Here is a 22723-nt window from a genome sequence, read left to right on the forward strand (position 1 = left end):
CACGCGTTAATTATTATTAATAAACCGCTCCATTTAGTGCTATAAAAATACTTTTATAAAAAAAAGAATATGAAAAAGGAAACTACAACAGAGTATATGATTAATCCACTTATAGAGAATAGATGGAGTCCAAGAGTTTTTGGAACAGAAGCCATTTCTGAAGAACAGCTAAGAGTACTATTTGAAGCGGGTAGGTGGGCACCAAGTTCTAATAACCACCAGCCCTGGGTTATCATATGGGGTGTTAAAGGGACAGACGCTTATGACCGTATATTTTCTTGTCTTGATGAGTTTAACCAGTCGTGGGCAAGTAATGCACAAGCTATTATATTAGGGGGTTATAAAAAGACCACTCCAGATGGTAAAGATAATTTTCACGCATTACACGACTTGGGATTATTTATGGGTAATGTATCACTTCAAGCACAGCAATTAGGCATAGCTCTGCACCAGATGGCAGGAGTAAATTATAAGAAAGCAATGCAAGAGTTTTCTTTGCCAGATGATTATCATATTGCTACAGCAACGGCTATAGGTTATTATGGAGGTGACCTAGATAAGCTATCTGATGATCTTCAAAAAGAAGAGACAAAATTAAGATCAAGAAAATCTCAACATTCTTTTACTTTTAATGGAGATTTTAATGAGGAACTTTTTGAGAAATAGTTTTAAGCTATTGTAACAAAAAGGAGCCACTTTAATAAAGTGGCTCCTTTTTTTATGAGATGAAATTTACATTTTATACTTGTTGTTCATCATCAGTATTAGATGTTATTTCTGGCTCATCACCTACGTGGTGCTTTTCTAACCCAGCCGAATCTACCCCTATAAATCCCAATACTTCAGAAGGGGTTTCTATCTGAATAGCCTTAGTACCTTTTATGAGTATAGGCTTTTGTATAGCGTTACTATTATTCTGTATAAAGTGAATCCAGTCATCATCACTTAAGGTAGCATCTTTTGCAAAATTATCTACATCTGGATGATTTTTTGATACAAGTTCGTCTATACTTGCTCCAAGCATATCTGCCACCTCACTCCACTGCGTGCCTGTAAGTCCAGCTTCTGATATGTTAATCAGATTTAGTTTGGCTTCACTGCTTTTTGCATAGCCTATTACTTGTTTTCCTATACTTGACTCTTGTGAGTAAATCACAATGAGCTCATTATTATCTATTGCTAGTGTCATATCGGTTGGCATACTTTTGATTTTTAATGATGTTCTTGCATTTTTTCTTTCTTTTTTCTCAACTGTACTTCTACTTCTTTAATAGCTTGTTTTAAAGAAGGGTAAAAGTCATCAGAGCTATGTTCGGCAAATAATCTTGGGCCAGGCATACTTATGCGCACACCAGAGATTTTTCCTGTCTCATCACTTGACGTATTTTCTAGTTTAAAAAATACATCTGCTCTGTGTATAAATTGATATTTATCTGCAAGTTTTTCTAATTGCGCTTTCGCGAAAGCTTCTAACTCTGCACTTGCAGTTACGTCGTGATATTCAAATATTATTTCCATAGTTATCTGTTTTAATTTAATTAGTATTCTTATTAAAGCTAAGTGGAAATTCTTTTACTCCACCATATAGCTTAATTTCTTGTATATCTGCAGGCATATAATACCCATTATCTTCTAATGCTTCTTTTACTTTGCGTACCACATTACCCTTTGTAATCATAGCTTGTTTTCTAAAGTCCTTAGTATCTACCCAAAAAAAAACTTTTAAGTTTACAGTGCTGGTAGCTAGCTCGTCTTCTATGACAAAATTTTCGTGTACATCATCATTTATTACATTTGGCTCATCTTCAAGAGCCCTTAGTACCGTTTCCTTTGCACCTTCTATATTATCTTCATAAGCGATACCTATTACAAAATCCCATCTGTAAAAACCATCTTCTGTATAATTTGTTACGGGCTCTGTGAGTACATCACTGTTTGGGATATAAACATCTTTACCGTCAAAAGTTTTGAGCTTTGTATACCTTAAATCAAGCGTCTTTACTTTTCCAAAGTTAGACCCAACCATTACCGTATCATCTACATCAAAGGGCCTATTAAAAGCAAGTATGATACCTGCAATAAAGTTTTCTCCTATATCCTTAAATGCAAACCCTAGTACTACAGCACTTGCACCAGCAGCAGTAAGTATTCCAGTTGCTACACCACCTAGTCCAGCTGCTCTCAAGGCGAGCATTATAGTAATTACTATTACAAGATACTTAATAGCGGTGCCCAAAAATTTGCTCATTAAAGGGTCATCGGTTCTTTCAGAAATTCTCTTTCTAGCAAAACGACCTATCCATCCCGCTATAAGAACTCCTATAACTATTATGAGGATTCCTGTTGTAATTTGCGGTAACTGGTCTATAAAGTTATCTGCGGCATTTTTAAATGCCTCAGGTATCGTAGTGGTTTCAGTTTGTTGGGTTATATTCATAAAATTAGTTGGTTTTCTAAAATTACGTCTCAGCTTTGCAAACTTTCTTAAAACAAAACCAATTCACATTTTGTTAAGACCTTTTACCTACTTACCGTTAAAATGCTCTTAACCATAATGCTCAACCCTTATGGGCTATGTAACTTTATAAAAAAATAGGCTATGAATATTACCTCAACAAACCCATATAATAACGAAGAAGTTGCAACAATTAAGGCTTTTAATCTAAATGAGATAGAAGATACACTTTCACTTGCGCAAGAGACTTTTTTACAATGGCGTACCACAAGCTTTACAGAACGAGCAAAACATTTACATAATGTCGCCTTAGAGCTAGAAAAAAATAAGGACGAGTATGCAAAAACAATGACGCTTGAGATGGGTAAGCCTATATCTCAAGCCATCGCCGAGATAGAAAAATGTGCTTGGGTATGTAGATATTATGCAGATAATGCTCCAGATCACCTCGCACCAAAAACAATAGAAACAGACGCTACAAAAAGTTATGTACGTTATGAGCCTATAGGAGTTGTGCTAGCCGTAATGCCTTGGAATTATCCTTTCTGGCAGGTTTTTAGATTTATAGCGCCTGCGCTTATGGCGGGTAATATAGGAGTACTTAAGCACGCAAGTAATGTGATGCAAAGCGCCCAGAATATCCAGAGAGTTTTTGAGCGAGCAGGTTTACCTAAAGGTGTTTTTCAAAATATGCCCGTGGGTAGTGACCGTATAGAAAATATCGTGCGTGACGCTCGTATAAAGGCAATCACTCTTACGGGGAGTAAACCGGCTGGTGCTGCCGTGGCTAGTACAGCAGCTAGTGAGATTAAGAAATCTGTACTTGAGTTAGGAGGCAGTAATGCCTTAGTGGTTTTTGATGACTGTGATTTTGAGCAAACAGTTACCACTTGTGTTCAGGCACGTTTTCAAAACACGGGGCAGAGCTGTATCGCTGGTAAAAGACTCTTGCTACACGATAAGGTATATGATAAATTTATGGACGCTTTCGCGAAAGCGGTAACACAACTAAAGTCTGGTGACCCTCTTGATAAAGATACCTACATAGGAGTAATGGCACGTGAAGACCTCGCTATAGAACTTGAAGAGCAACTCAAAGCTACGGTAGATGCTGGTGCCAAAGTGCTCGTAGGAGGTCACAGGCAAAAAGCATATTTTGAGCCTACGATTGTTACCGGAGTAACGCCAGAGATGACTATTTTTAAAGAAGAAACCTTTGGGCCTGTGATAGGAGTGACCCGCTTTACAGATGATCAGGAAGCTGTAGATCTTGTAAACCAGTCAGATTTTGGGTTAGGAGTATCAATTTTTACTCAAGATACGGCGCGCATAGAGAAGCTTATACCACTTTTTGACGATGGTGCTGTATTTGTAAATGATATGGTCAAGAGTAATCCTAACTTACCTTTTGGTGGGACTAAGATTTCAGGTTATGGTAGGGAGCTATCGCTAGATGGTATACAGGAGTTTGTAAATAAAAAAACGGTTTATATAAAGTAGGTATCCGCTTTCGCGAAAGCGTAAAAATAAAAAATCCCGATATGCAGTTGCACATCGGGATTTTTTATGAGTGATTATCGTTTACTCTTTGCTGTCTAAAAAGGCTTCTTTAGTATCAAAGGTAATAGGTTTCATTTCTTGCTTTTCTAAGTATTTTTCAAACTTCACTAGGCGTTTTGATTTAATCTTTTCAAAGTCTGCTTTTGCAGTATTAAATCGTTCTAGTAGTAAGTTTATATTCTCCTTTTGAGCAGCACTAGGTGCCTCGTAGTTTGAAGCAACATCACTGTACAGTGTGCTTAGCTTTTCTCTAAGTTGTGGTGGGGCAGTACCTACGTAGTTGTCACCTGTGGTAACTACGAGTGTGTTTTTAAGCTCATTGAGATCATCTATGAGTGGTTGTGCAACCTTTGTTGCTTTTGCATTTGCCTCTATGGCATCTTGAGCACTGTTTACCATCAAGTTAGTTTGATACACCATATAGGCTAGGTCTTCTTGAATATCAAAAAGTTGTTTTGAAGTTTTATATTGCTCCTTTCTTTCTGGTGCTGTAATAAATGATTTTGGGTCATTCTTTACTTCAAAGGTTGTTTCATACGTGTCCTTACCTTTTTTAAGGACCGCTTTATACATTCCTGCTTGTACTCTTACTGGAGTAAACCCTCCAAAGGCAAATGTCTTTGCCGCGGCAAGCTTAGGTGACTTGCTTGCATAGTTCCAAGAGACAATATTTATTCCTTTTGATTTACCTGGCGCAAGCGTTGTTATCTCATTGCCTTCCATATCTTGTATGGCAAGCGTCATTTTACCAAAGGTGTGTCTCTTCTTTAGATAGTATTTGATTTTGAGAGCATTTCCAGGGTTAGGGCCTACAAACTCTAGTTCTGTGCTTCCGCCGCCAAAACCGCCTTCTTCTACCATTGTACCTGGCTTAGTATCAAAAAAGTGTACATTCTTATCTAGTATTTCTGGCTTTATATCTCTTAAGATACTTATGTCATCTATGATAATAACACCACGTCCGTGAGTACCAGCAACAAGGTCATTAGTCTGTTTTTGTAAATCAAGAAAGTGAACAGCGGTTGCTGGAAAGTTATTTGTAAATTTTGACCAATTAAGACCTCCATCTACAGTAATATATAGACCGTTTTCTGCTCCCAAAAAGAGTAGATTTTCATTTTCATAATCTTCTTGAATGTTGCGGGCAAACATTGTAATATCATCTGTTGTGATACTTTTCCAGCTTTTACCATAATCTGTAGTTTTATATACATAAGGTTTCATATCACCTCTTGCGTGTCCTTCAAAAACTGCATATGCAGTTCCGGCACCGTGCACAGATGCTTCTATGTGGTAAACCCAAGTATTTGCCGGTAGGCCAGGTACATTTGCAACGACATTTATCCAGTTTGCACCACCGTCGCGTGTTATTTGCACATTACCATCATCTGTACCTACCCATATAACTTTTTCATTTATAGGTGATTCTGCAATGGTAAATATCGTGGTGTGTGTTTCTGCTCCCGAGTTATCTGCAGAGAGTCCGCCAGAGTTTTTTTCTTGTTTCTTTGGGTCGTTTGTGGTAAGATCTGGAGAGATAACCTTCCAGGTGTCACCCATATCTTCACTCACGTGTAAGAACTGGCTCCCCATATAAAAGCGATCTGGCTGGTGTGTACTTGTTGCCATAGGAGGGTTCCAGTTAAAGCGTAGATCTGCGCTACCCTTTGCAGGTAGTGGTTTTACATTTTTTGTGTAGTTGCGCTTCATATCATAACGCCACACATTATCTGCACCTTGCATCTCAGAATATAAGATGTCCTTTGTAGGGTGGGGTAGTACTCTAAAACCATCACCTACGCCTACACGTGTCCAGTCTCTAGCTTCAATCCCACCTGGAGAAGAAGATGGGCCGTACCAAGAACCATTGTCTTGTAAACCACCGTAAATATTATAAGGCTCTGCATTATCTACAGAGATGTGATAAAATTGAGATAAAGGAAGGTTAGATACTATTTCCATTGTTGTACCACCATTCCAAGAGCGATATACGCCACCATCTGTACCCACGTGCATCATATCAGAATTGTTTATGTCAAAAACAATATCGTGTATGTCTGAGTGCATATTACCCAGAGGTTTGAAGGTATTACCACCATCACGAGATATTGAACCACTAAGTCCACCTTTTACTACTACATCAGGATTTTTTGGATCTACTACTATTCTTGAAAAGTAAAACGGGCGCACAGTAAGTGAGAAGTCTCCATTAGTACGTTTCCAGTTTGCTCCGCCATCTTCAGATCTGTATAGTCCTTTATCTTTTTCTTGTTCAGACTCAATCACCGCATAAACAATGCTAGGCTCACTAGGTGATACTGCAACGCCTATACGTCCCAATTTACCTTTTGGAAAACCATTGTGTATTTTTTTCCAGGTCTTACCTCCATCTGTAGATTTATGCAGGCCAGAGTTAACACCGCCAGAGTTGAAATCCCAAGCCGTACGTCTAAACTCCCACATAGATGCATAGAGTATGTTTGAGTTGCTAGGATCCATAATAAGATCTGCAACACCTGTTGTATTATTTATATAAAGAACTTTTTCCCAAGTCTTACCGCCATCTGTTGTTTTGTAAACACCACGATCATCACTATCGCTCCATAAAGCACCCATTACACCTACATACACTGTATTACCATCATTAGGGTCTATCTCAATACCAGAGATGCGCTCACTGTTATCAAAACCTGGTATTTTTTGCCAGTTGCTACCTCCATCTTTTGTGCGGTATAGTCCATCTCCTACAGAGACTGAGTTACGGGTCCATATTTCTCCTGTACCTACCCATACCGTTTGATCTGGATCTGTAGGGTCTATAGCCACTTGACCTATAGACTGTATGTGGTCATCAAAAATAGGAGCGTAGCTAGCACCTCCATCTTGAGATTTCCATACACCACCACCTGCGGTACCGGTGTATATTATTTGAGCATTAGTAGGGTGAACTTCCATATCTATAATACGACCAGACATAAGCGCGGGTCCTATCTGTCTAGCGGTAATGTCGCCAAAGAGTTCTTTACCCTTGAGGGCAATTTCTTGTGCCTGGGTAGGTATGCTTAGTGCAGCAATACACAGACCTAGGAGGATGTGTTTAGTTTTCATATGGGTTGGTTTGGATTGATATTTTCTTAAAAAATGCGATAAAAAAATCCCCAAGTAGTCTTGGGGATTATGTTATATATGTTTTTTATTTTCCTTCTGGAAAAGCAAACATCTCATCAGATACTTCGGGATTAATTTCAACAGATTTAATTACAATCTCTTGTCCTCCAGGTTGCCCTTTTGCACCAGCTACAATAGAGAAAGGAAAATATATTCCGCCAGCTTCTTGATAGTCACTTAACTTAGTCTGTCCTGTCATTCCTTTACCAGGACCAGAAACTAGATCTTGTTCTATTACAATAGGTACAAAGTTGTCCATATCAAAATAATAGTATGCTACGGTAGGTACTTCTGCACCATCTACCATTGTAGGTTCTTTTGTAAGTTTTATTTTATAAGTTTCTGTCCCTTCAATAGTCTCGTTACCTAAAAGTTCTACAGTATACCCTTTATCTGCATAGTTTAAAAATGGATCACCAAAGTCATTCATCTCTAGCTTTGCATTTGCAGTAGTCTCTGCATCACTCTTTTCAGCAGCCATTGTCATCTGGTTTGTACCCCACATTGTTTCTCCATCAAAAACGCCTTGGTAGAACTTCATACCTTGAAATTCTGCAACAGATAACTGCTTTCCAGCTTTAGTTTGTATCATAGTCATCGGTAATTCCATACCTTGAACTTTTATCGCTCCTTCAAATTTTAGAGCTTCCAGAGAATTCCAGGCATCCATTCCGCCTGTGTTTTCAAAATAGTTTGCAATGATTTCTTCGGCTGTTTGAGCCTGTGCCATTGTTGCGAAGCTTACAATTACGGCAACTAGTAATAATTTGATAGTTTTCATATGATGTTGTGTTAATGATTCTTGTTTGCACATAAGACTATTAAGATCGCATAATGTTACAAGTTATTTAATAAAATATCTTCTTTTGTGTACTTACGTTATCTTTAAACCCGTAGTTCTTTAGATATGATAAATTTTTAGTCATTGTGAAGAACATATTATAAAGATTTAAGAGTATGAAATTTGGCGCAGTAGAGCAACCAGAGTTAATTGATTTCACCTTACCTCCAGATCACCCTGCAACTAGAGGTGTGATTGAGGACGCTTTCGCGAAAGCGCAAAACAAAAATCTAGAAGTCTATGTAGGTTGTGCAAAATGGAATAAAGCAGAGCTCAAAGGTTTTTACCCCAGAGGTACTAAAGACGAACTTTCGTATTATGCAAAGCAGTTTAATAGTATAGAGCTCAACGCTACATTTTACAGGCTGTTCCCAAAAGAGCAGTTTGAAAAGTGGTATAATAAAGCGCCAGAGGGATTTAAATTCTTCCCGAAAATCACAAATATGATAAGTCACCGTAAAAGACTTATAGATGCTCAAGATTTTATCCCAGAGTATGTAGATCACGTGGCGATGCTCAAAGAAAAGCTAGGCACCGTGTTCTTACAGATGCACAATAACTTTCAACCCAAAGATTTTGACCGTGTAGATAATTTTGTAAACCACTGGCCAGAAGCGCTTCCCATCGCGTTAGAGTTTAGGCATACAGACTGGTTTAATAACCCAGATACTGCAGAGCGATTATATTCCCTTCTAGAAGAGCATAATATGGCAAATGTTCTGGTAGACACTGCTGGAAGGCGAGATATTATGCATATGAGGTTAACAAATGGAGAGGCTTTTATACGTTATGTAGGGGCAAACCATCCTAGTGATTATGCACGACTAGATGCCTGGGTAGAGCGGCTTACGTACTGGGTGAGTCTTGGCTTACGTAAAATTCATTTTTTTATACATCAAAACATCGAGCAAGAGTCCACCTTACTTTCTGCCTATTTTATAGAGCGACTCAACCCTGCATTAGGGATTAATCTACGCGTACCACAAAGTGCAAGTAGTGCGGCAAATACTCTTTTTTAATGAGTGTAGTATATATAGTTATGGGCGTTTCTGGGTGTGGTAAAACCACTATTGGTAAAAAACTTGCGGCAACTCTAGACCTACCATTTTATGATGCCGACGATTTTCACCCACAAGTAAATATTGATAAAATGGCTTCTGGAAAACCTTTACAAGATAGTGATAGGTGGCCGTGGCTGGATATGCTAGCAATTAAAATAAATACCTGGTCACAGGCAGAAGGTGCGGTTCTAGCGTGCTCTGCTCTCAAGGAGGTGTATAGGGAGCGGTTGTATAGTGATAACGCTTTCGCGAAAGCAAAACAAAACTTTGTCTATCTTGATGCGAGTTTTGAGACTATAAGCAAGCGACTTGCATCAAGGCAAAATCACTTTTTTAATCCCTCATTATTACAATCACAATTTGATACACTTGAAGTTCCGTCATACGGCATAAAAGTATCTGTTGCCCAAAGTACAGATCAAATACTTACAGACATTTTAAAAGAAATAGAAGCATAATTTATGGATTACCAACTACTCTTTGCTGTTATAATAGGCATCTCAATATTACTATTTCTTATTTTAAAATTAAAAATGCAAGCCTTCCTTGCATTGCTTATCACGTGTATTGCCGTAGGAGTTATTGCTGGAATGCAACCATCGTCTATACTAGATTCTGTAAAGAATGGAATGGGCGGAACCCTTGGTTTTGTTGCCACTGTGGTAGGTCTAGGAGCTTTATTTGGGGCCATACTAGAACGTTCTGGTGGTGCTCAAAGGCTCGCAGCATCTTTGTTAAGTAAGTTTGGAATAGAAAAATCTCCTTGGGCAGTAATGCTTACAGGTTTCTTTGTGGCGATACCTGTGTTTTTTGATGTAGCATTTATTATACTTATCCCCATCATCTATGCATTACAAAAGAAAACAGGGAAGTCATTACTGTTGTATGCTATACCCTTACTTGCAGGACTTGCCATCACACATACATTTATACCACCTACACCAGGCCCCATAGCCGTCGCCGAAATTTTAGGGGCAGATTTAGGTTATGTAATTGTTTTTGGTTTTATAGCCGGTATACCTTCTGCTATAATTGCTGGGCCTATGCTTGCAAAGTATTTATCAAAAAGAATGCATATCGAGACACCAGAAGATATGGTTTCTGAGATGAAAGTCCCAGATAACGCTCCTAGTGCTGGAACCATATTACTCATCATAGCAATCCCTATATTTTTAATAGTATGTAACACCGTACTTAATAGTCCGTTATTTGCAGAAGGGGAGTTACCAGCTTGGCTTATATATGGGGCAGATCTTCTGGGACACCCTTTTGTTGCGCTTATTATTGCAAATCTAGTTGCTTGGTACTTTTTAGGAATAAAGAAAGGATTTTCTAAAAGTGAATTATTAGATATATCTACAAAATCACTATACCCAGCAGGAGTTATTATATTACTTACGGGTGCCGGCGGAGCTTTTAAACAAATATTAATAGATACTGGAGCCGGTAAAATGATAGCAGAAAGTTTGAGCAGTGATATCTTTCCTCCTGTAATTTTTGGCTTTATAGTCGCAGCTATTGTCCGTGTTTTACAAGGGAGTGCCACCGTTGCAATGATTACCGCTGCCGGTATAACCGCGCCACTGTTAGGTCTCTCTGAGACTAGTGCACCACAACTAGCTGTGCTTGTAATAGCCATAGCTTCTGGTGCGAGTATCTTTTCTCACGTGAATGATAGCGGCTTCTGGCTTGTAAAACAGTACCTTGGCCTTACAGAAAAAGAAACCTTTAAATCGTGGACGGTAATGACCTCACTTATTGCTATTGTTGGGCTTGTGGTGTCTACAGTGCTTTGGTTTATAGTATAATATCTTACTTATGATTAGAATGATAATAATTTTATTTTGTTTAATTTTTAATTCTTGTGGAAACACACAATTACTAAGTGTTGACGTGAATAAAGTCGGGAATAATAGGCCAATTTCAGTAATTGGTAGTGATGACAAATCGCAGTCGTACATTATGGCTGAAAATTACGGAGCCAAAGGGGATGCGTTACAACTTTCAGATTTTTCTTTAAAAGGTGATATCTTATCTTCACCTACAGCAAGTTTTACAAATTTAGATATAGGTAAATCTGTAAGTATCGCATTTGCGGGAAAAAATGCGGAACATTTAGTGAGTACGATAATTTCGGTAATAGATAGTAATAAGGTTAAAATTGCGAATAAGGCGTCCAAAGATGTGGTAAATGTTTTAGGCAGTTATGGTACAGATAATATTAAGTATTTACAAAATGCTATAGATGCGGCTATTAATCTCGATAAAACTCTATATGTAGATGAAGGAATTTATCTAATAGGTGATCGTAATAGCATCACTGGAAATACTTCTCTTCGAATTAATATGAACAAAAATAACCAGAACTTTAGACTAGTAGGTGCTGGTAAGAATAAAACAATTTTTAGAGAAATAGATGGTAAAACACAACGTATAGGTAGATATACTAAGATATTTTACCACTACTTAAATAATTCTAATAATATTAATGAAATAGAATTATCAAACTTTTCTATCGACAAAAATGGTAGATCACTGACTAAAAGTCCTGCTACATTATACACTTGGGAGCAGGCACACGGATGGTCTTGGGCGGCTAGTAAAAATGTGTCAAGTAAAATTAATGCAATAATTTTGAGAGACTTAGAAATTATAGACAAAATAGGCGCAGGTATTAATTTCTCATCATCAAATGTCTTAGTAAATGATGTTGTAATTCAGAATATTACAGAAAGAAGTTTTAACGGCTCCATAAAAGGAGCTATTAATTATGGACAGAGAGGAGACTTAGAGATCAGTTGTTTTAGCCCTAGTATTGCAATGAAAGATTTAGATTTACGGTATATCCAATTAGAGCCCGTTAGGTCTATGTCTGCGATTAAGGGAAGAGAACGGCACGTGACTATTAAGAACAGTATTATTCAAACTTTAGACTACACAGAAAGTGATAATGGCAATCCATTATATAGTTCGCTTACCGTTGATAGTTTGGTTTCATCAAATTTTTTAGTGAGATCTATTCGGTTCTCTGTAACTAATAGTACGTTATCTGTTAAAAATCTAATTAATTCAGTAGATGGAAGTTTTAGGAATTGTAGATTTTTATTGCCTTACGATTTAGAAACAAATAAAATTAAATCAATCAATAACTCTTATTTAAAAACTTTAGGTAATATAAAGAATAACATTGCTTATGATAATTGTTCTTTTATTATAGATGATTCTAATCCTTCTATAAAACCAATAGGTAATGCTCTTACAGCAAGTAGCAAGGTAACTAGATTAGATAATAATACTATTACTATCCAAAACTGCACTTTTGACAAACGTTTAGAGAGTACAGTAAATGCTTATGGAAATGGAAGTTGGAGTTTTATAAATAATAAGCTAGCTGGAAGAGATAAAATAATAATCGGTGGCAGTTACGGCGTTTACACAAGTCAAATGACGTTCGACAATAATACGATTACAAATAATAGTCAGGGAGAAATATTTGTAAATAATAACAATGATTTATGGACAATAGATCTTAGCCAAGAGAATGAAGAAATTACTCAAAGGCTAAAATTAAAAAAGCCTAGATCTTATAAAAAGAATCAAATAATAAAGTAATTATATATTTAAAAACAAAAGGCTAGGAATAAACCTAGCCTTTTGTTTTTAATATATGTCACGCTTTCGCGAAAGCGTTCTTAAGCTATATACCTGTATAATTTTGAGGTGTAATGGCTTTAAGCTCATTCTTGATATCTAAACTTACATCAAGGGTATCTACAAACTCTGCCATAGATTGTTGTGTGATTTTACTGTTTACACGTGTGAGCTCTTTAAGCGCCTCATAAGGATTAGGATAGCCCTCACGTCTTAAAATGGTCTGTATTGCCTCTGCAACTACCGCCCAGTTATTTTCAAGATCTGCAGCAATTTTTGCTTCGTTTATAAGGAGCTTATTTAAACCTTTTACCGTAGACTGTAAACCTATAAGCGTGTGTCCTAATGGTACACCTATATTACGTAAAACCGTACTATCAGTAAGGTCACGTTGTAATCTAGAGATTGGTAATTTTGCAGAAAGATGTTCAAAGATTGCATTTGCAATGCCTAAGTTACCCTCACTGTTTTCAAAATCAATAGGGTTTACTTTGTGTGGCATTGCACTAGATCCTACCTCACCGGCTTTAATTTTTTGCTTAAAGTAATCCATAGAGACGTATGTCCAGAAGTCACGGTCAAGATCTATTAGAATGGTGTTAATACGCTTTAAACCATCAAAGAGTGCCGCCATATGGTCGTAGTGCTCAATTTGAGTAGTAGGGAATGAGTGTTGCATCTTAAGTGTATCGTGCACAAAAGATTGTCCAAAAGCTTTCCAGTCTATATGTGGGTATGCTACTTTGTGTGCATTAAAGTTACCTGTAGCTCCACCAAATTTTGCTGCACTCGGGATATCATTAAGTAAGTTAAGTTGCTCTTCTATACGTACTACAAAGACTTGTATTTCTTTCCCTAAGCGAGTAGGAGAGGCTGGTTGCCCGTGCGTGCGCGCCAGTAATGGTACATTTTCCCACTCATCTACTAGCTGGCGTAAATGATCTACAACTTCCAGTAGTTGTGGGATGTAAGATTGGTTCATCGCATCCTTAAGTGATAAAGGAATTGCAGTGTTGTTTATATCTTGAGAAGTAAGTCCAAAGTGTATAAACTCTTTAAACTCTGACAGCTCAAGAGCGTCAAATTTTTCTTTTATAAAGTACTCAACCGCTTTTACATCGTGGTTTGTTATCTTCTCTATATCCTTTATAGCTTGCGCATCTTCTATTGTAAAGTTCTGGTAGATATCACGTAAATCTGTAAAGATATTTTTATTTACACCTGTAAGTTGCGGTAGTGGTAACTCACAAAGAGCTATAAAATACTCTATCTCTACTTTTACTCTATATTTTATTAAAGCAGCTTCAGAAAAGAAGGGAACTAAGGCTTCAGTTTTTGAAGCATATCTACCATCTATAGGTGAGATGGCTTGAAGTGGTGACAACGACATTTGTTGTGGGTTTAGTTAAGGGACAAATATAAAAATTAGACTTTGTCTGAACGAATTATGAGAGATAAATCACAGTATTATAATATACCTCGTGCTTTAATCTCTAGATATTTATTAATCGTATTTACGGTGAGATCATCTGGTTTTGTTAATATGGTTTGTATTCCATATTGTTCTAGACGTGCTACCATTACTTTTTTATCATAATCTGCTTTTTGAGCAATAGTCTTATGATAGACATCAGGTAAGGAGGTTGCGGGTTTTGTAATAAGTTGATCTAACTCTGTATTCTGAAAGAAAATAACGACGAGAATATGCTTTCGCGAAAGCGCTTTTAAATAAGGTAACTGTCGCTCTAGCGCAGTAATATGTTCAAAATTTGTGTATAGTAATAATAAACTACGCTGTGTGATCTTACGTTTTACTTGATTATATAAACCACCATAGTCACTATCTAAAAACTTAGTGTTTATATTATAAAGTACCTCTAGTATGGTTTGTAGATGGGTTTTCTTGCTACTAGCAGGGAGGTGATTTTTCACCTCTTCGGCAAAGGTGAGCATACCTACCTTGTCCTTCTTTTTAAGCGCAATGTTAGAAAACGCAAGCGTACTGTTTATGGCATAATCTAGTAGGGTAAGTCCTTTAAAAGGCATTTTCATCACCCGGCTGGCATCTATTAATGCATAAACGGGTTGTGACTTTTCATCTTGAAACTGATTGACCATAAGGCTACCTCTCTTTGCCGTCGCCTTCCAGTTTATAGTACGAGCGTCATCACCAGGTACGTAATCTTTAATCTGCTCAAACTCCATAGTGTGACCTATACGGCGTATTTTTTTCATACCGTGTAAGGTGAGTCTATTGTCTAGTGCGAGAAAGGCATATTTCTTCATCTGGATAAAAGAGGGATATACTTTTACCATCTGGTCTTTCTCAAAGCGGTAACGTCTTCTTACTAATTTTAGTTTTGTGCTAGCGTATAAATTAAGATGTCCAAAAACGTACTCTCCACGCTCTGTAGGTCGTAATGTATAGCTAAATGAACTAGACTCCCTGGCTGGTATCTCAATATGCTTACTAAAGTCTCGCTTTTGAAACTGCACTGGGATCTCATCTATAATATCAAGAGATACGGAAAATGGATATTTATTTTCTAGTGTGACCTTAAGTTCATTAACGTCACTATTAGAAAACTTTTCTGGAAGCGCACGTGTTGCTTTAATTTTTCCGCTTCCGCGAAAGAGGACTAGGGTATCTATAAATACCACAAGCAAAAACACCAATAATAAAATGTTTGTAATTCCAAAAAGACCGTGAAACCAGTAGGAGAGAAGGTATAGCAAAGCTAGTACTGCCAGCCCATAAAATAGGCGCTGGTGTAAAAATAATCCCTTTATGAATCTAATAATAGCCAATGCTATCGAGGTATTTCAACAGATTGTACAATCATATCTATCACTTGCTCTGTAGTCATTCCCTCCATCTCACGCTCAGGAGCCATAATAAGACGGTGTCTCATTACTGGTACTACAGCACGTTTTACATCTTCTGGAATAACAAAGTCTCGTCCAGCGATTGCAGCAAATGCTTTTGACGCATTCATAATAGCTAGTGATGCTCTAGGAGAACCACCTAAGTATAAATGAGGGTGTGTACGTGATTTTACAACAATCTCTGCCACATAGTTAAGAATCTTCTCTTCTATAATCACCTCTTGTGCTTGTTTTCTAAAGGCAGCAAGTTTTGCAGGATCAAGTACAGATGCAATAGCAGCTTGTGGTGCCCCTCCCTTACGGTCGTGATGACTCTGTAAGATGGCAACCTCTTGCTCAAGGGTAGGGTAGTCTACTTTTATTTTAAATAAGAAACGATCTAGTTGTGCTTCTGGAAGCGCATACGTCCCTTCTTGCTCAACAGGATTTTGTGTTGCTAGTACCATAAATGGTGGGTCCATCTTATATTTTGTACCATCTATAGTAACCTGGCGTTCTTCCATCACCTCAAAGAGGGCTGCTTGCGTTTTTGCAGGAGCACGGTTAATCTCATCTATAAGTACAATATTTGAAAATATAGGCCCTTGCTTAAACTCAAACTCACTAGTTTTCATATTGAGTATAGAGGTACCTAGTACATCACTAGGCATAAGATCTGGTGTAAATTGTATACGTCCAAAGGCGGTATCAAGTGTTCTGGCAAATAGCTTTGCTGTTACCGTTTTTGCAATACCAGGAACACCTTCTATGAGCACGTGACCGTCACTAAGCAATGCCACAATAAGAAGCTCTATAAACTCGTGCTGACCTATAATAATTTTACCTAGCTCTGCTCGTATTGCCTCTACAGCAGTGCGTAATTCTTCTAGGGGTATACGATTCTCAAAAGCCATACCTTCATCTTGTGGTACGTTTTCTTGTGGAAGTCCATCTGTAGTGTGCTCAGAATCTTGTGGTGTGATATCGTCCATTAGTTTTGTTTTTTAAATGCTTCAATGCGTTTGTTGAGTTCTAAAAGTTCCTCTTGAGTAAGTGCTTGTCTAGAGCGTAAGGATACTATGTAATTAATGAGTAATCTCGTTTCTTCAAGAGTATTATCACTCTTCAGCGCCAGTTTTTTTATAAACTCATCGTTTATAAAATTGGTATCTAGATTATAAGTACTTCGTACAAATTCTAGAAAGTGATTAATTTGATGAAGGGCTATGCTCTTATGGTCTTTTTTATCAAAGTACATACCAGCAATAGTTTTTGTAAAAGTAAGCGTCTGGTTAGGTAATGGTTTTACAATAGGTATTGCACGTTGCTTGCGTCTTCCTTCAAAGATTACCCAGAGCACCGTACCGATAAGTAAGATGTAGTATGCCCATTTTAAATATCTATTTCTTAAGAAAATATACAACGGACTAGAATAAACGGTCTTACCATTTTTATGATGATTATCCCATAAAAGATCTTTCTCTTGATCTATGTATGAAAGTACGTTCTGAGTGTATTTATAATTGTTTTCTTTTAAAACAAAGTAATTTGTAAATACTTCTGGCATTAAGTGTATGAGAATCTCTCCATCGCCAAAGGACTGCTTGACAAAATTTACTCGAGGCTCCTCCATATGCAGCGTGTCTTTATCTACCATAAGGCTAAACTCTCCTAAGGCTACTGTAGCGAGTGTATCTACTTGGTCAAAGTAACCTACTGTAGTTTCTCTATCTAGGTAAAATGGGCGCTCACGATGTAGTGCAGGATTGACCAAGTTTACAAGAGGCTTACGTTCTAGATTATCCAGATCATAAAATAAATCTGTGCTTAAATTAAGTGTATCTAGTATAGTTTCGCCTATACCTCTTGAGCCTATAAATAGCGTGTTACCTTTACTTACCCACGAGAGTAGTTTTTTTGACTCGGCTTCGTCAAAAAGTATGTATTGATTTATAAATAAATAGGTGCCAGAGACCGTCGTACTATCATCAAGAAACTCATAAGGTGGTTGTCTCACCTCCTTAAAATTATCTTGGGTACGACTGTTTGAGAGCAGGTCGTGCAGTACGTACGTACCGTAAGGTATTTTATCTGTTTTAGAATAACTCTGAAACCAGTTTACTTCATCTTTCTCCCCAGACTCCATATAAATCACCAGAGCAAGAGCAAGGAGCAGCACACCGGCTAAGACCTTATATTTATTACTCATAACTGATTTTTTATAGATTTAAAATGGGTTTCCGCTTTCGCGAAAGCGGTCTTATCTACCTCAAAATTACCGTACCAGATATAATCGTAAATATCTGTGACTTTTCTAAAATCACCCTGAAGCTGCGTGTTTTGAATCTCAAAGATATAGTCGTGGTTAGTCTTTTGAACTTGCCAGTCTATAAGGTCTTTTGTACTCAATTGCTGAAGGATAAATAAATAATAAAACCGCACAGCGAGTCTGTAATTACCATCTTTTATGGCTTCGTCTATAAGCTCATTTAGGTCTTGGCGCTGTATGAGTTCTTCATCATCTGAGATTAAGGCTTCGGGAGCTTTTACATTTTCCATTAATAGAGAACCACTATCTATCTTCGTAAATACATAGACAAATAAGGCGAAGAGCCCAAACATAAATAGGTAGGGAAGTATCTCTACCACAAACCTCCATACTCCAGATGCTTCATCACCACCAGTGAGCCATCTTATAAAGCTGCTATAAATATCATTGAGTTTTTGTTTAAAGCGAGTCCACCAGGTATCTTCTGGAATGGCTTCTTTGTAATTAAACTCATCGTCGTTTTGATAGTCCCTTAATGTAGCTTCATCTATGGTAAAGGATGTAACTTTATCTTCATCATAGATTATGACGCCTCTAGGGTCATTATAAACTTGTTCTGGCCTATTTATTTCTTCTATAGCTATTTCTTCGGCGGTTGTCTCATCTTCATTTTGTTGTACGACGGTTGCTTTCGCGCAAAGCGAAATAAAGAAAAAGGTAATAAGAAAGAGTTGTCTATGCATTAGTGCGACCTATACTGTCTATTTGATCTAAGCTTCCAGACTGGTCTTTGCGCTCATTAAGGTTAAAGTAAATCAGGTTTATAGCAATAGCAAGGATTAAGTATAATATATAATTCATAGCAGATGCAAGGGTTTGTAGGGTTATAGAGACGGTGTCATATAAAGCAGCGGGGTCACTCATAGATCCAGCATCTACAGCCGCAAATGTTTTGATAATGGTATAAATTAATACAGGTATCTGAAAGACAAAACCTATAATACCTATTAAAAATGCCATTATAATAACGGTGATAAAGGTCATCCACCACTCATCTTTTACAAGTCTCCAGCTTTCTTTTAATGAGGCCACAACGGTAAGCTCTTTATTTACCATTGCAGGAAAAATAACCATAAGCTTTGTATAAATATATAACAGTGGGAAAAACAAAAGTAATAATAAGATAACGCCCATTGCATTAGATCCAGAGGCGATTAAAAATCCTCCAATACCTGCAGGAATAAGTGCAACTCCAAGTACGATAATGAGGTTTACAAAACCTAGAGCAAGAAAGTTTCCGGTTTTCTTTTTTATAGTCTCTACGATAGCATCTGTCTCAGGTGCCTCACCACTTGCAACATATGCTTTTATATATTCAGAAGTACTGCCATATAACATAGAGTTGTAGATAATACCAGCTATAGCAAGACCACAACCGGCTAGAACAAAACCTATTATATCACTCTCAGTACTTAGTGCTGCTATTAAGTTTGCCCCAGAAGACTCGTTTGTATAAAAACCTATTGCTACGATGAGTAGAATAAACGGAATAATACAAGTGCGTACAAGTACTTTAAAAAGTGGTTTTGCATTAGTCCTTAAGAACTTAAATGTGTCACTTATAACATCACCTAGTTCACGTTTTTTTCTAAACTCAACGTATTTCTTTATACTCATTCTTATAATTTTTATAATGTGGGAAGCGCAGCTAGACGAGCTTTCTCTTCTTTATGTTTTTTTATAGGGTAATAGACGTAATAGAATATGATTAAGGCAAGTGAGCAACTTATAATCGTAATTGCTAGCCAGTCTGGCATCTCTGTGTGGCGCGTTACAAACCCTTCTAGAAAACCTGCAATAACAAAAAGTGGTATGGTGCTCACTACAATCTTAAGCCCGTTTTTCATTCCTCTCTTAAAAGATTCTAGGCGTGTATAGGTTTTAGGAAAGAGGATAGAGTTACCTAGTACCATACCTGCACATCCCGCAATTATAATAACAGAAATCTCTATAGTACCGTGAATCCATATAGTACGCACAGACTCCCAGCCTACACCTTGCTCAAAAAAGAAATACTGAAAACTACCTAACATTACGGCATTGCGCATTATTATATACAGTGAACCTACCGTAAAGAATATTCCATAGATAAAAGCAAATAGGGCTACCTTGATATTGTTTATGGTAATACCTAAAAACATATTTATTTCTCCCTGCTTCTTATAAACGCCCATAGGGTCGCCTTTTTCTATATTATCTAGGGTCATATTTACATAGCCATCACCCATAATACTTCTTACAAAGGCACCATCACTGGCAGCGCTATAAGCACCTATAATGCTAAATAGTAGAAAGACTAAAAATGCAATGAGTAGCTGTCGCTGGTATTGATACATTACAAGCGGAAACTCTTCTGTAAAGAAGGTAATAAAGCGCTTACTAGACTCGCGCTTTGTTTTGTAAATAATCTGGTGTGATTGTGAAGCAAGATGATTGAGGTACTCTAAGGTCTTACTATGAGGGTAAAACGTTTGTGCATAACTTAAGTGGTCTGTAACTTCCATATACAGGCTAGATAGCTCATCTGGGTGAATCTGGTCTTTGTTTACCAGAACACTTTCAAATGTTAACCATTTATCCTTATTTTGCTTAACAAAAGCAGCTTCACGCATATACACTTAATTATACAGGTAAAGAAAAAGAATATATGGATAACTTTCAAATAGAAACCGCTCAAAATGTGAGCATTTATCAGAATGTTGCAAGCATAGGAGATCGTATACTAGCATACATTGTAGATTTGCTCATAATTATTGCTTACTGGGTTGTTTCCATTTTTATCATAGCTCAGTTTGGGTTAGACTCTCAAGCAATGGGTGATATCTGGGCATACTACCTTGTATTAGGGTTGCCTATATTCTTATACTACATACTTTTTGAGACCTTCTGGGATGGTAAAACACCGGGTAAGGCTGTTATGAAAATAAGAGTGGTAAAACTAGACGGCTCAAAACCAGGTTTTGGGAGTTACTTTGTAAGATGGCTTATGCGTATTATAGATATAGCTGGCTCTTCTGGAGGGATTGCTGTAGTAAGTATCCTTATGAGTGAGAAAGGGCAAAGACTAGGTGATATGGCAGCAGGTACAACAGTCATTACAGAAAAAAAGCGAGCACGTCTATCAGACAGTCTTATTGTAGACATACCAGAAAACTATATGCCTACTTATCCTCAGGTGACCGTTTTTAACGATAAGGATGTACAACTTATTAAAACACTCTTTAAAGATGCTAAGCGTAATGGAAATCACAACGTGATCATAAAACTAGCAGATAGGCTTAAAGAAAAAATGGATGTCACTCCAGAAGAGACTAATGTAGCCTTTGTAGAGCGTGTGCTTGCAGACTATAATTATTACACACAGCAGTAAATGGAGATTACCACAATTATAGACATACTAGGTACGGTCTCGTTTGCCATATCTGGAGCACTTACCGCTATGCGTAAAAAGCTTGACGTCTTTGGGATATTAATCATCGCACTGGTTACCTCAGTAGGTGGTGGTACACTGAGAGATATACTCATAGGGAAGACACCCGTAAGCTGGATGCTTAATATGACCTTTGTTTACGTGATTTTTGTGGCAACACTAGTGGCAATTATTTTTAGAAGCTATTTAAAATACGTGAGGAGATCTCTCTTCTTGTTTGACACTATAGGTATTGCCTTGTATACTATTGCTGGAGTTCAGATTGCTACGGCAGCAGGTTTACACCCTGTAGTTTGTGTGGTGCTTGGTACAATCTCGGCGTGTTTTGGAGGTGTGCTTAGAGATATACTATGCAATGAGATCCCTATAATATTTCATAAAGAGATATATGCTACAGTATGCATATTAGGAGGGAGCGTATATCTAGCATCTACCACGGCTGGACTTCCACAATCTATAGCAATGCTTGTTGCAGGCTGTATTATTATTTTAGTTAGAACGCTTGCAGTAGTAAAGGAGTGGAGTTTGCCTAGTGTGTATAGAAAAGATTATTCTTAAAAAACAAAAGGTCCCTGCGTGAGCAGAGACCTTAAGAAACCTAATAGACTCTTTAGAAAATAGGTTTAAAATATTATAAAGGCTAATTCAAATAATTTAAAATCCTGATTTGAGTATTCAGTTGAGACTATTACTTACTTATAAGACGTAAAAAGGTGCTCAATGTTTCATTTGATTAGGGCAATTAACAATTATTTAACCGTAGTATCAGTAGATTAGGTCGTAAACAACAAAATCCCGAGACTCGATATCTCGGGATTTTTTGTCAGGTAACGTTTAAAATTAACACTAACCATCAAAACGAATTAAAAACGTACCTAACAAGTAAGTTAACTTATTATAGAGACGTTTAAAATAGCGGTCTGTTACACCGTAATAATTTTTTAACTTTACGTTATGTTAAAAACCACAATGGTTATCGGGGCATCCTTAAAACCTCAGCGATATTCACATAGAGCAATCATACGCCTTAATGCACAAAATCACCCCGTGATTGCCGTTGGATTAAGAGGAGGAAAGGTAGGTGATATAGAAATCATCACTTTTGATCAAGCCATAGAGACCGTAGATGAGCTTAAAGAAGATTTAGATACCATCACACTTTATCTTAATCCGCAGCGGCAAGAGGCTTATTATGATTTCATAATTAACCTGGCTCCTAAGCGTGTCATCTTTAACCCAGGAACAGAAAATCCTGTTCTTTTTAAAAAGTTACAAAAGCACAATATCGAAGTTGATGTTGCGTGTACACTAGTGTTGTTGGGAACAGATCAGTATTAAAATTTTCTAGGTTTTATAAGTACGC

The 22723-nt window shown here is 37.3% G+C and carries 21 protein-coding genes; 9 read left to right on the plus strand and 12 right to left on the minus strand.

Annotation, left to right across the window (positions count from 1 at the left end; translation table 11 throughout):
• Nucleotides 1-69 precede the first annotated feature (69 nt).
• A complete protein-coding gene (locus tag ACJJVM_RS14255) occupies nucleotides 70-666 on the plus strand; it encodes a nitroreductase family protein (protein ID WP_405212067.1) in 597 nt (198 codons plus the stop codon).
• Between the two features lie 73 nt (nucleotides 667-739).
• Here the strand turns inward: ACJJVM_RS14255 and ACJJVM_RS14260 are convergent, their stop codons facing one another.
• Genes ACJJVM_RS14260 through ACJJVM_RS14270 form a run of 3 tightly spaced genes read right to left on the minus strand, consistent with a single transcriptional unit; the run spans nucleotide 740 to nucleotide 2437 of the window.
• Nucleotides 740-1201 carry an arsenate reductase family protein gene (locus ACJJVM_RS14260; RefSeq protein WP_405212069.1) on the minus strand — a complete coding sequence of 154 codons (462 nt, stop codon included), beginning with the start codon at nucleotides 1199-1201 and terminating at the stop codon, nucleotides 740-742.
• Between the two features lie 11 nt (nucleotides 1202-1212).
• A complete protein-coding gene (gene hpf, locus ACJJVM_RS14265) occupies nucleotides 1213-1518 on the minus strand; it encodes a ribosome hibernation-promoting factor, HPF/YfiA family (RefSeq protein ID WP_298348672.1) in 306 nt (101 codons plus the stop codon).
• A gap of 16 nt (nucleotides 1519-1534) precedes the next feature.
• Nucleotides 1535-2437, minus strand: a complete 903-nt coding sequence (locus ACJJVM_RS14270) for a mechanosensitive ion channel family protein (RefSeq protein ID WP_405212070.1) — start codon at nucleotides 2435-2437, stop codon at nucleotides 1535-1537.
• 162 nt (nucleotides 2438-2599) lie between these two features.
• Between ACJJVM_RS14270 and ACJJVM_RS14275 the strand changes: the two genes are divergently transcribed.
• A complete protein-coding gene (locus ACJJVM_RS14275; RefSeq protein ID WP_405212071.1) occupies nucleotides 2600-3955 on the plus strand; it encodes an NAD-dependent succinate-semialdehyde dehydrogenase in 1356 nt (451 codons plus the stop codon).
• A gap of 81 nt (nucleotides 3956-4036) precedes the next feature.
• Here the strand turns inward: ACJJVM_RS14275 and ACJJVM_RS14280 are convergent, their stop codons facing one another.
• The gene (locus ACJJVM_RS14280) at nucleotides 4037-7123 is read right to left on the minus strand and encodes a WD40/YVTN/BNR-like repeat-containing protein (RefSeq protein ID WP_405212073.1); all 3087 of its coding nucleotides are present in this window, start codon (nucleotides 7121-7123) and stop codon (nucleotides 4037-4039) included.
• Nucleotides 7124-7208: 85 nt separating this feature from the next.
• Entirely contained in the window at nucleotides 7209-7964 is a 756-nt protein-coding gene (locus tag ACJJVM_RS14285; RefSeq protein WP_405212074.1) for an outer membrane lipoprotein-sorting protein, read from the minus strand.
• 176 nt (nucleotides 7965-8140) lie between these two features.
• Between ACJJVM_RS14285 and ACJJVM_RS14290 the strand changes: the two genes are divergently transcribed.
• The 4 genes from ACJJVM_RS14290 to ACJJVM_RS14305 all read left to right on the plus strand — a co-directional run bounded on the left by ACJJVM_RS14290 (nucleotide 8141) and on the right by ACJJVM_RS14305 (nucleotide 12697).
• Entirely contained in the window at nucleotides 8141-9043 is a 903-nt protein-coding gene (locus ACJJVM_RS14290; protein WP_405212076.1) for a DUF72 domain-containing protein, read from the plus strand.
• On the plus strand, nucleotides 9043-9543 hold the full coding sequence (locus tag ACJJVM_RS14295) for a gluconokinase (protein ID WP_405212077.1): 501 nt from the start codon (nucleotides 9043-9045) through the stop codon (nucleotides 9541-9543). The genes ACJJVM_RS14290 and ACJJVM_RS14295 overlap by 1 nt, the downstream gene beginning before the upstream one ends.
• 3 nt (nucleotides 9544-9546) lie before the next feature.
• A complete protein-coding gene (locus tag ACJJVM_RS14300; protein WP_405212078.1) occupies nucleotides 9547-10893 on the plus strand; it encodes a GntP family permease in 1347 nt (448 codons plus the stop codon).
• Between the two features lie 154 nt (nucleotides 10894-11047).
• The gene (locus ACJJVM_RS14305; protein WP_405212079.1) at nucleotides 11048-12697 is read left to right on the plus strand and encodes a hypothetical protein; all 1650 of its coding nucleotides are present in this window, start codon (nucleotides 11048-11050) and stop codon (nucleotides 12695-12697) included.
• 85 nt (nucleotides 12698-12782) lie between these two features.
• Here the strand turns inward: ACJJVM_RS14305 and purB are convergent, their stop codons facing one another.
• The 7 genes from purB to ACJJVM_RS14340 form a co-directional block, all read right to left on the minus strand.
• Nucleotides 12783-14126 carry an adenylosuccinate lyase gene (gene purB / locus ACJJVM_RS14310; protein WP_298348690.1) on the minus strand — a complete coding sequence of 448 codons (1344 nt, stop codon included), beginning with the start codon at nucleotides 14124-14126 and terminating at the stop codon, nucleotides 12783-12785.
• A gap of 77 nt (nucleotides 14127-14203) precedes the next feature.
• On the minus strand, nucleotides 14204-15538 hold the full coding sequence (locus tag ACJJVM_RS14315; RefSeq protein ID WP_375253045.1) for a DUF58 domain-containing protein: 1335 nt from the start codon (nucleotides 15536-15538) through the stop codon (nucleotides 14204-14206).
• Nucleotides 15539-15546: 8 nt separating this feature from the next.
• Nucleotides 15547-16593, minus strand: a complete 1047-nt coding sequence (locus ACJJVM_RS14320; protein WP_405212080.1) for an AAA family ATPase — start codon at nucleotides 16591-16593, stop codon at nucleotides 15547-15549.
• A complete protein-coding gene (locus tag ACJJVM_RS14325) occupies nucleotides 16593-17810 on the minus strand; it encodes a DUF4350 domain-containing protein (protein WP_405212081.1) in 1218 nt (405 codons plus the stop codon). The genes ACJJVM_RS14320 and ACJJVM_RS14325 overlap by 1 nt, the downstream gene beginning before the upstream one ends.
• Nucleotides 17807-18613 (minus strand): DUF4129 domain-containing protein, encoded by an 807-nt coding sequence (locus tag ACJJVM_RS14330; RefSeq protein WP_405212082.1) that lies wholly within the window; start codon nucleotides 18611-18613, stop codon nucleotides 17807-17809. The genes ACJJVM_RS14325 and ACJJVM_RS14330 overlap by 4 nt, the downstream gene beginning before the upstream one ends.
• Nucleotides 18606-19547 (minus strand): hypothetical protein, encoded by a 942-nt coding sequence (locus tag ACJJVM_RS14335; RefSeq protein WP_405212084.1) that lies wholly within the window; start codon nucleotides 19545-19547, stop codon nucleotides 18606-18608. The genes ACJJVM_RS14330 and ACJJVM_RS14335 overlap by 8 nt, the downstream gene beginning before the upstream one ends.
• An 11-nt stretch (nucleotides 19548-19558) precedes the next feature.
• Nucleotides 19559-20542: a stage II sporulation protein M gene (locus ACJJVM_RS14340; RefSeq protein ID WP_299148885.1), complete on the minus strand. Its 984-nt coding sequence runs from the start codon at nucleotides 20540-20542 to the stop codon at nucleotides 19559-19561.
• A gap of 35 nt (nucleotides 20543-20577) precedes the next feature.
• Between ACJJVM_RS14340 and ACJJVM_RS14345 the strand changes: the two genes are divergently transcribed.
• The 3 genes from ACJJVM_RS14345 to ACJJVM_RS14355 all read left to right on the plus strand — a co-directional run bounded on the left by ACJJVM_RS14345 (nucleotide 20578) and on the right by ACJJVM_RS14355 (nucleotide 22698).
• A complete protein-coding gene (locus ACJJVM_RS14345; protein ID WP_298348701.1) occupies nucleotides 20578-21300 on the plus strand; it encodes an RDD family protein in 723 nt (240 codons plus the stop codon).
• A complete protein-coding gene (locus ACJJVM_RS14350) occupies nucleotides 21301-21918 on the plus strand; it encodes a trimeric intracellular cation channel family protein (RefSeq protein WP_299148883.1) in 618 nt (205 codons plus the stop codon).
• A gap of 396 nt (nucleotides 21919-22314) precedes the next feature.
• Nucleotides 22315-22698: a CoA-binding protein gene (locus ACJJVM_RS14355; RefSeq protein WP_405212085.1), complete on the plus strand. Its 384-nt coding sequence runs from the start codon at nucleotides 22315-22317 to the stop codon at nucleotides 22696-22698.
• The last annotated feature ends 25 nt before the right edge of the window (nucleotides 22699-22723 follow it).

The organism is Dokdonia sp. Asnod2-E02 (genome assembly GCF_045063915.1).
In the GTDB taxonomy this organism is placed as follows: Bacteria; Bacteroidota; Bacteroidia; order Flavobacteriales; family Flavobacteriaceae; genus Dokdonia.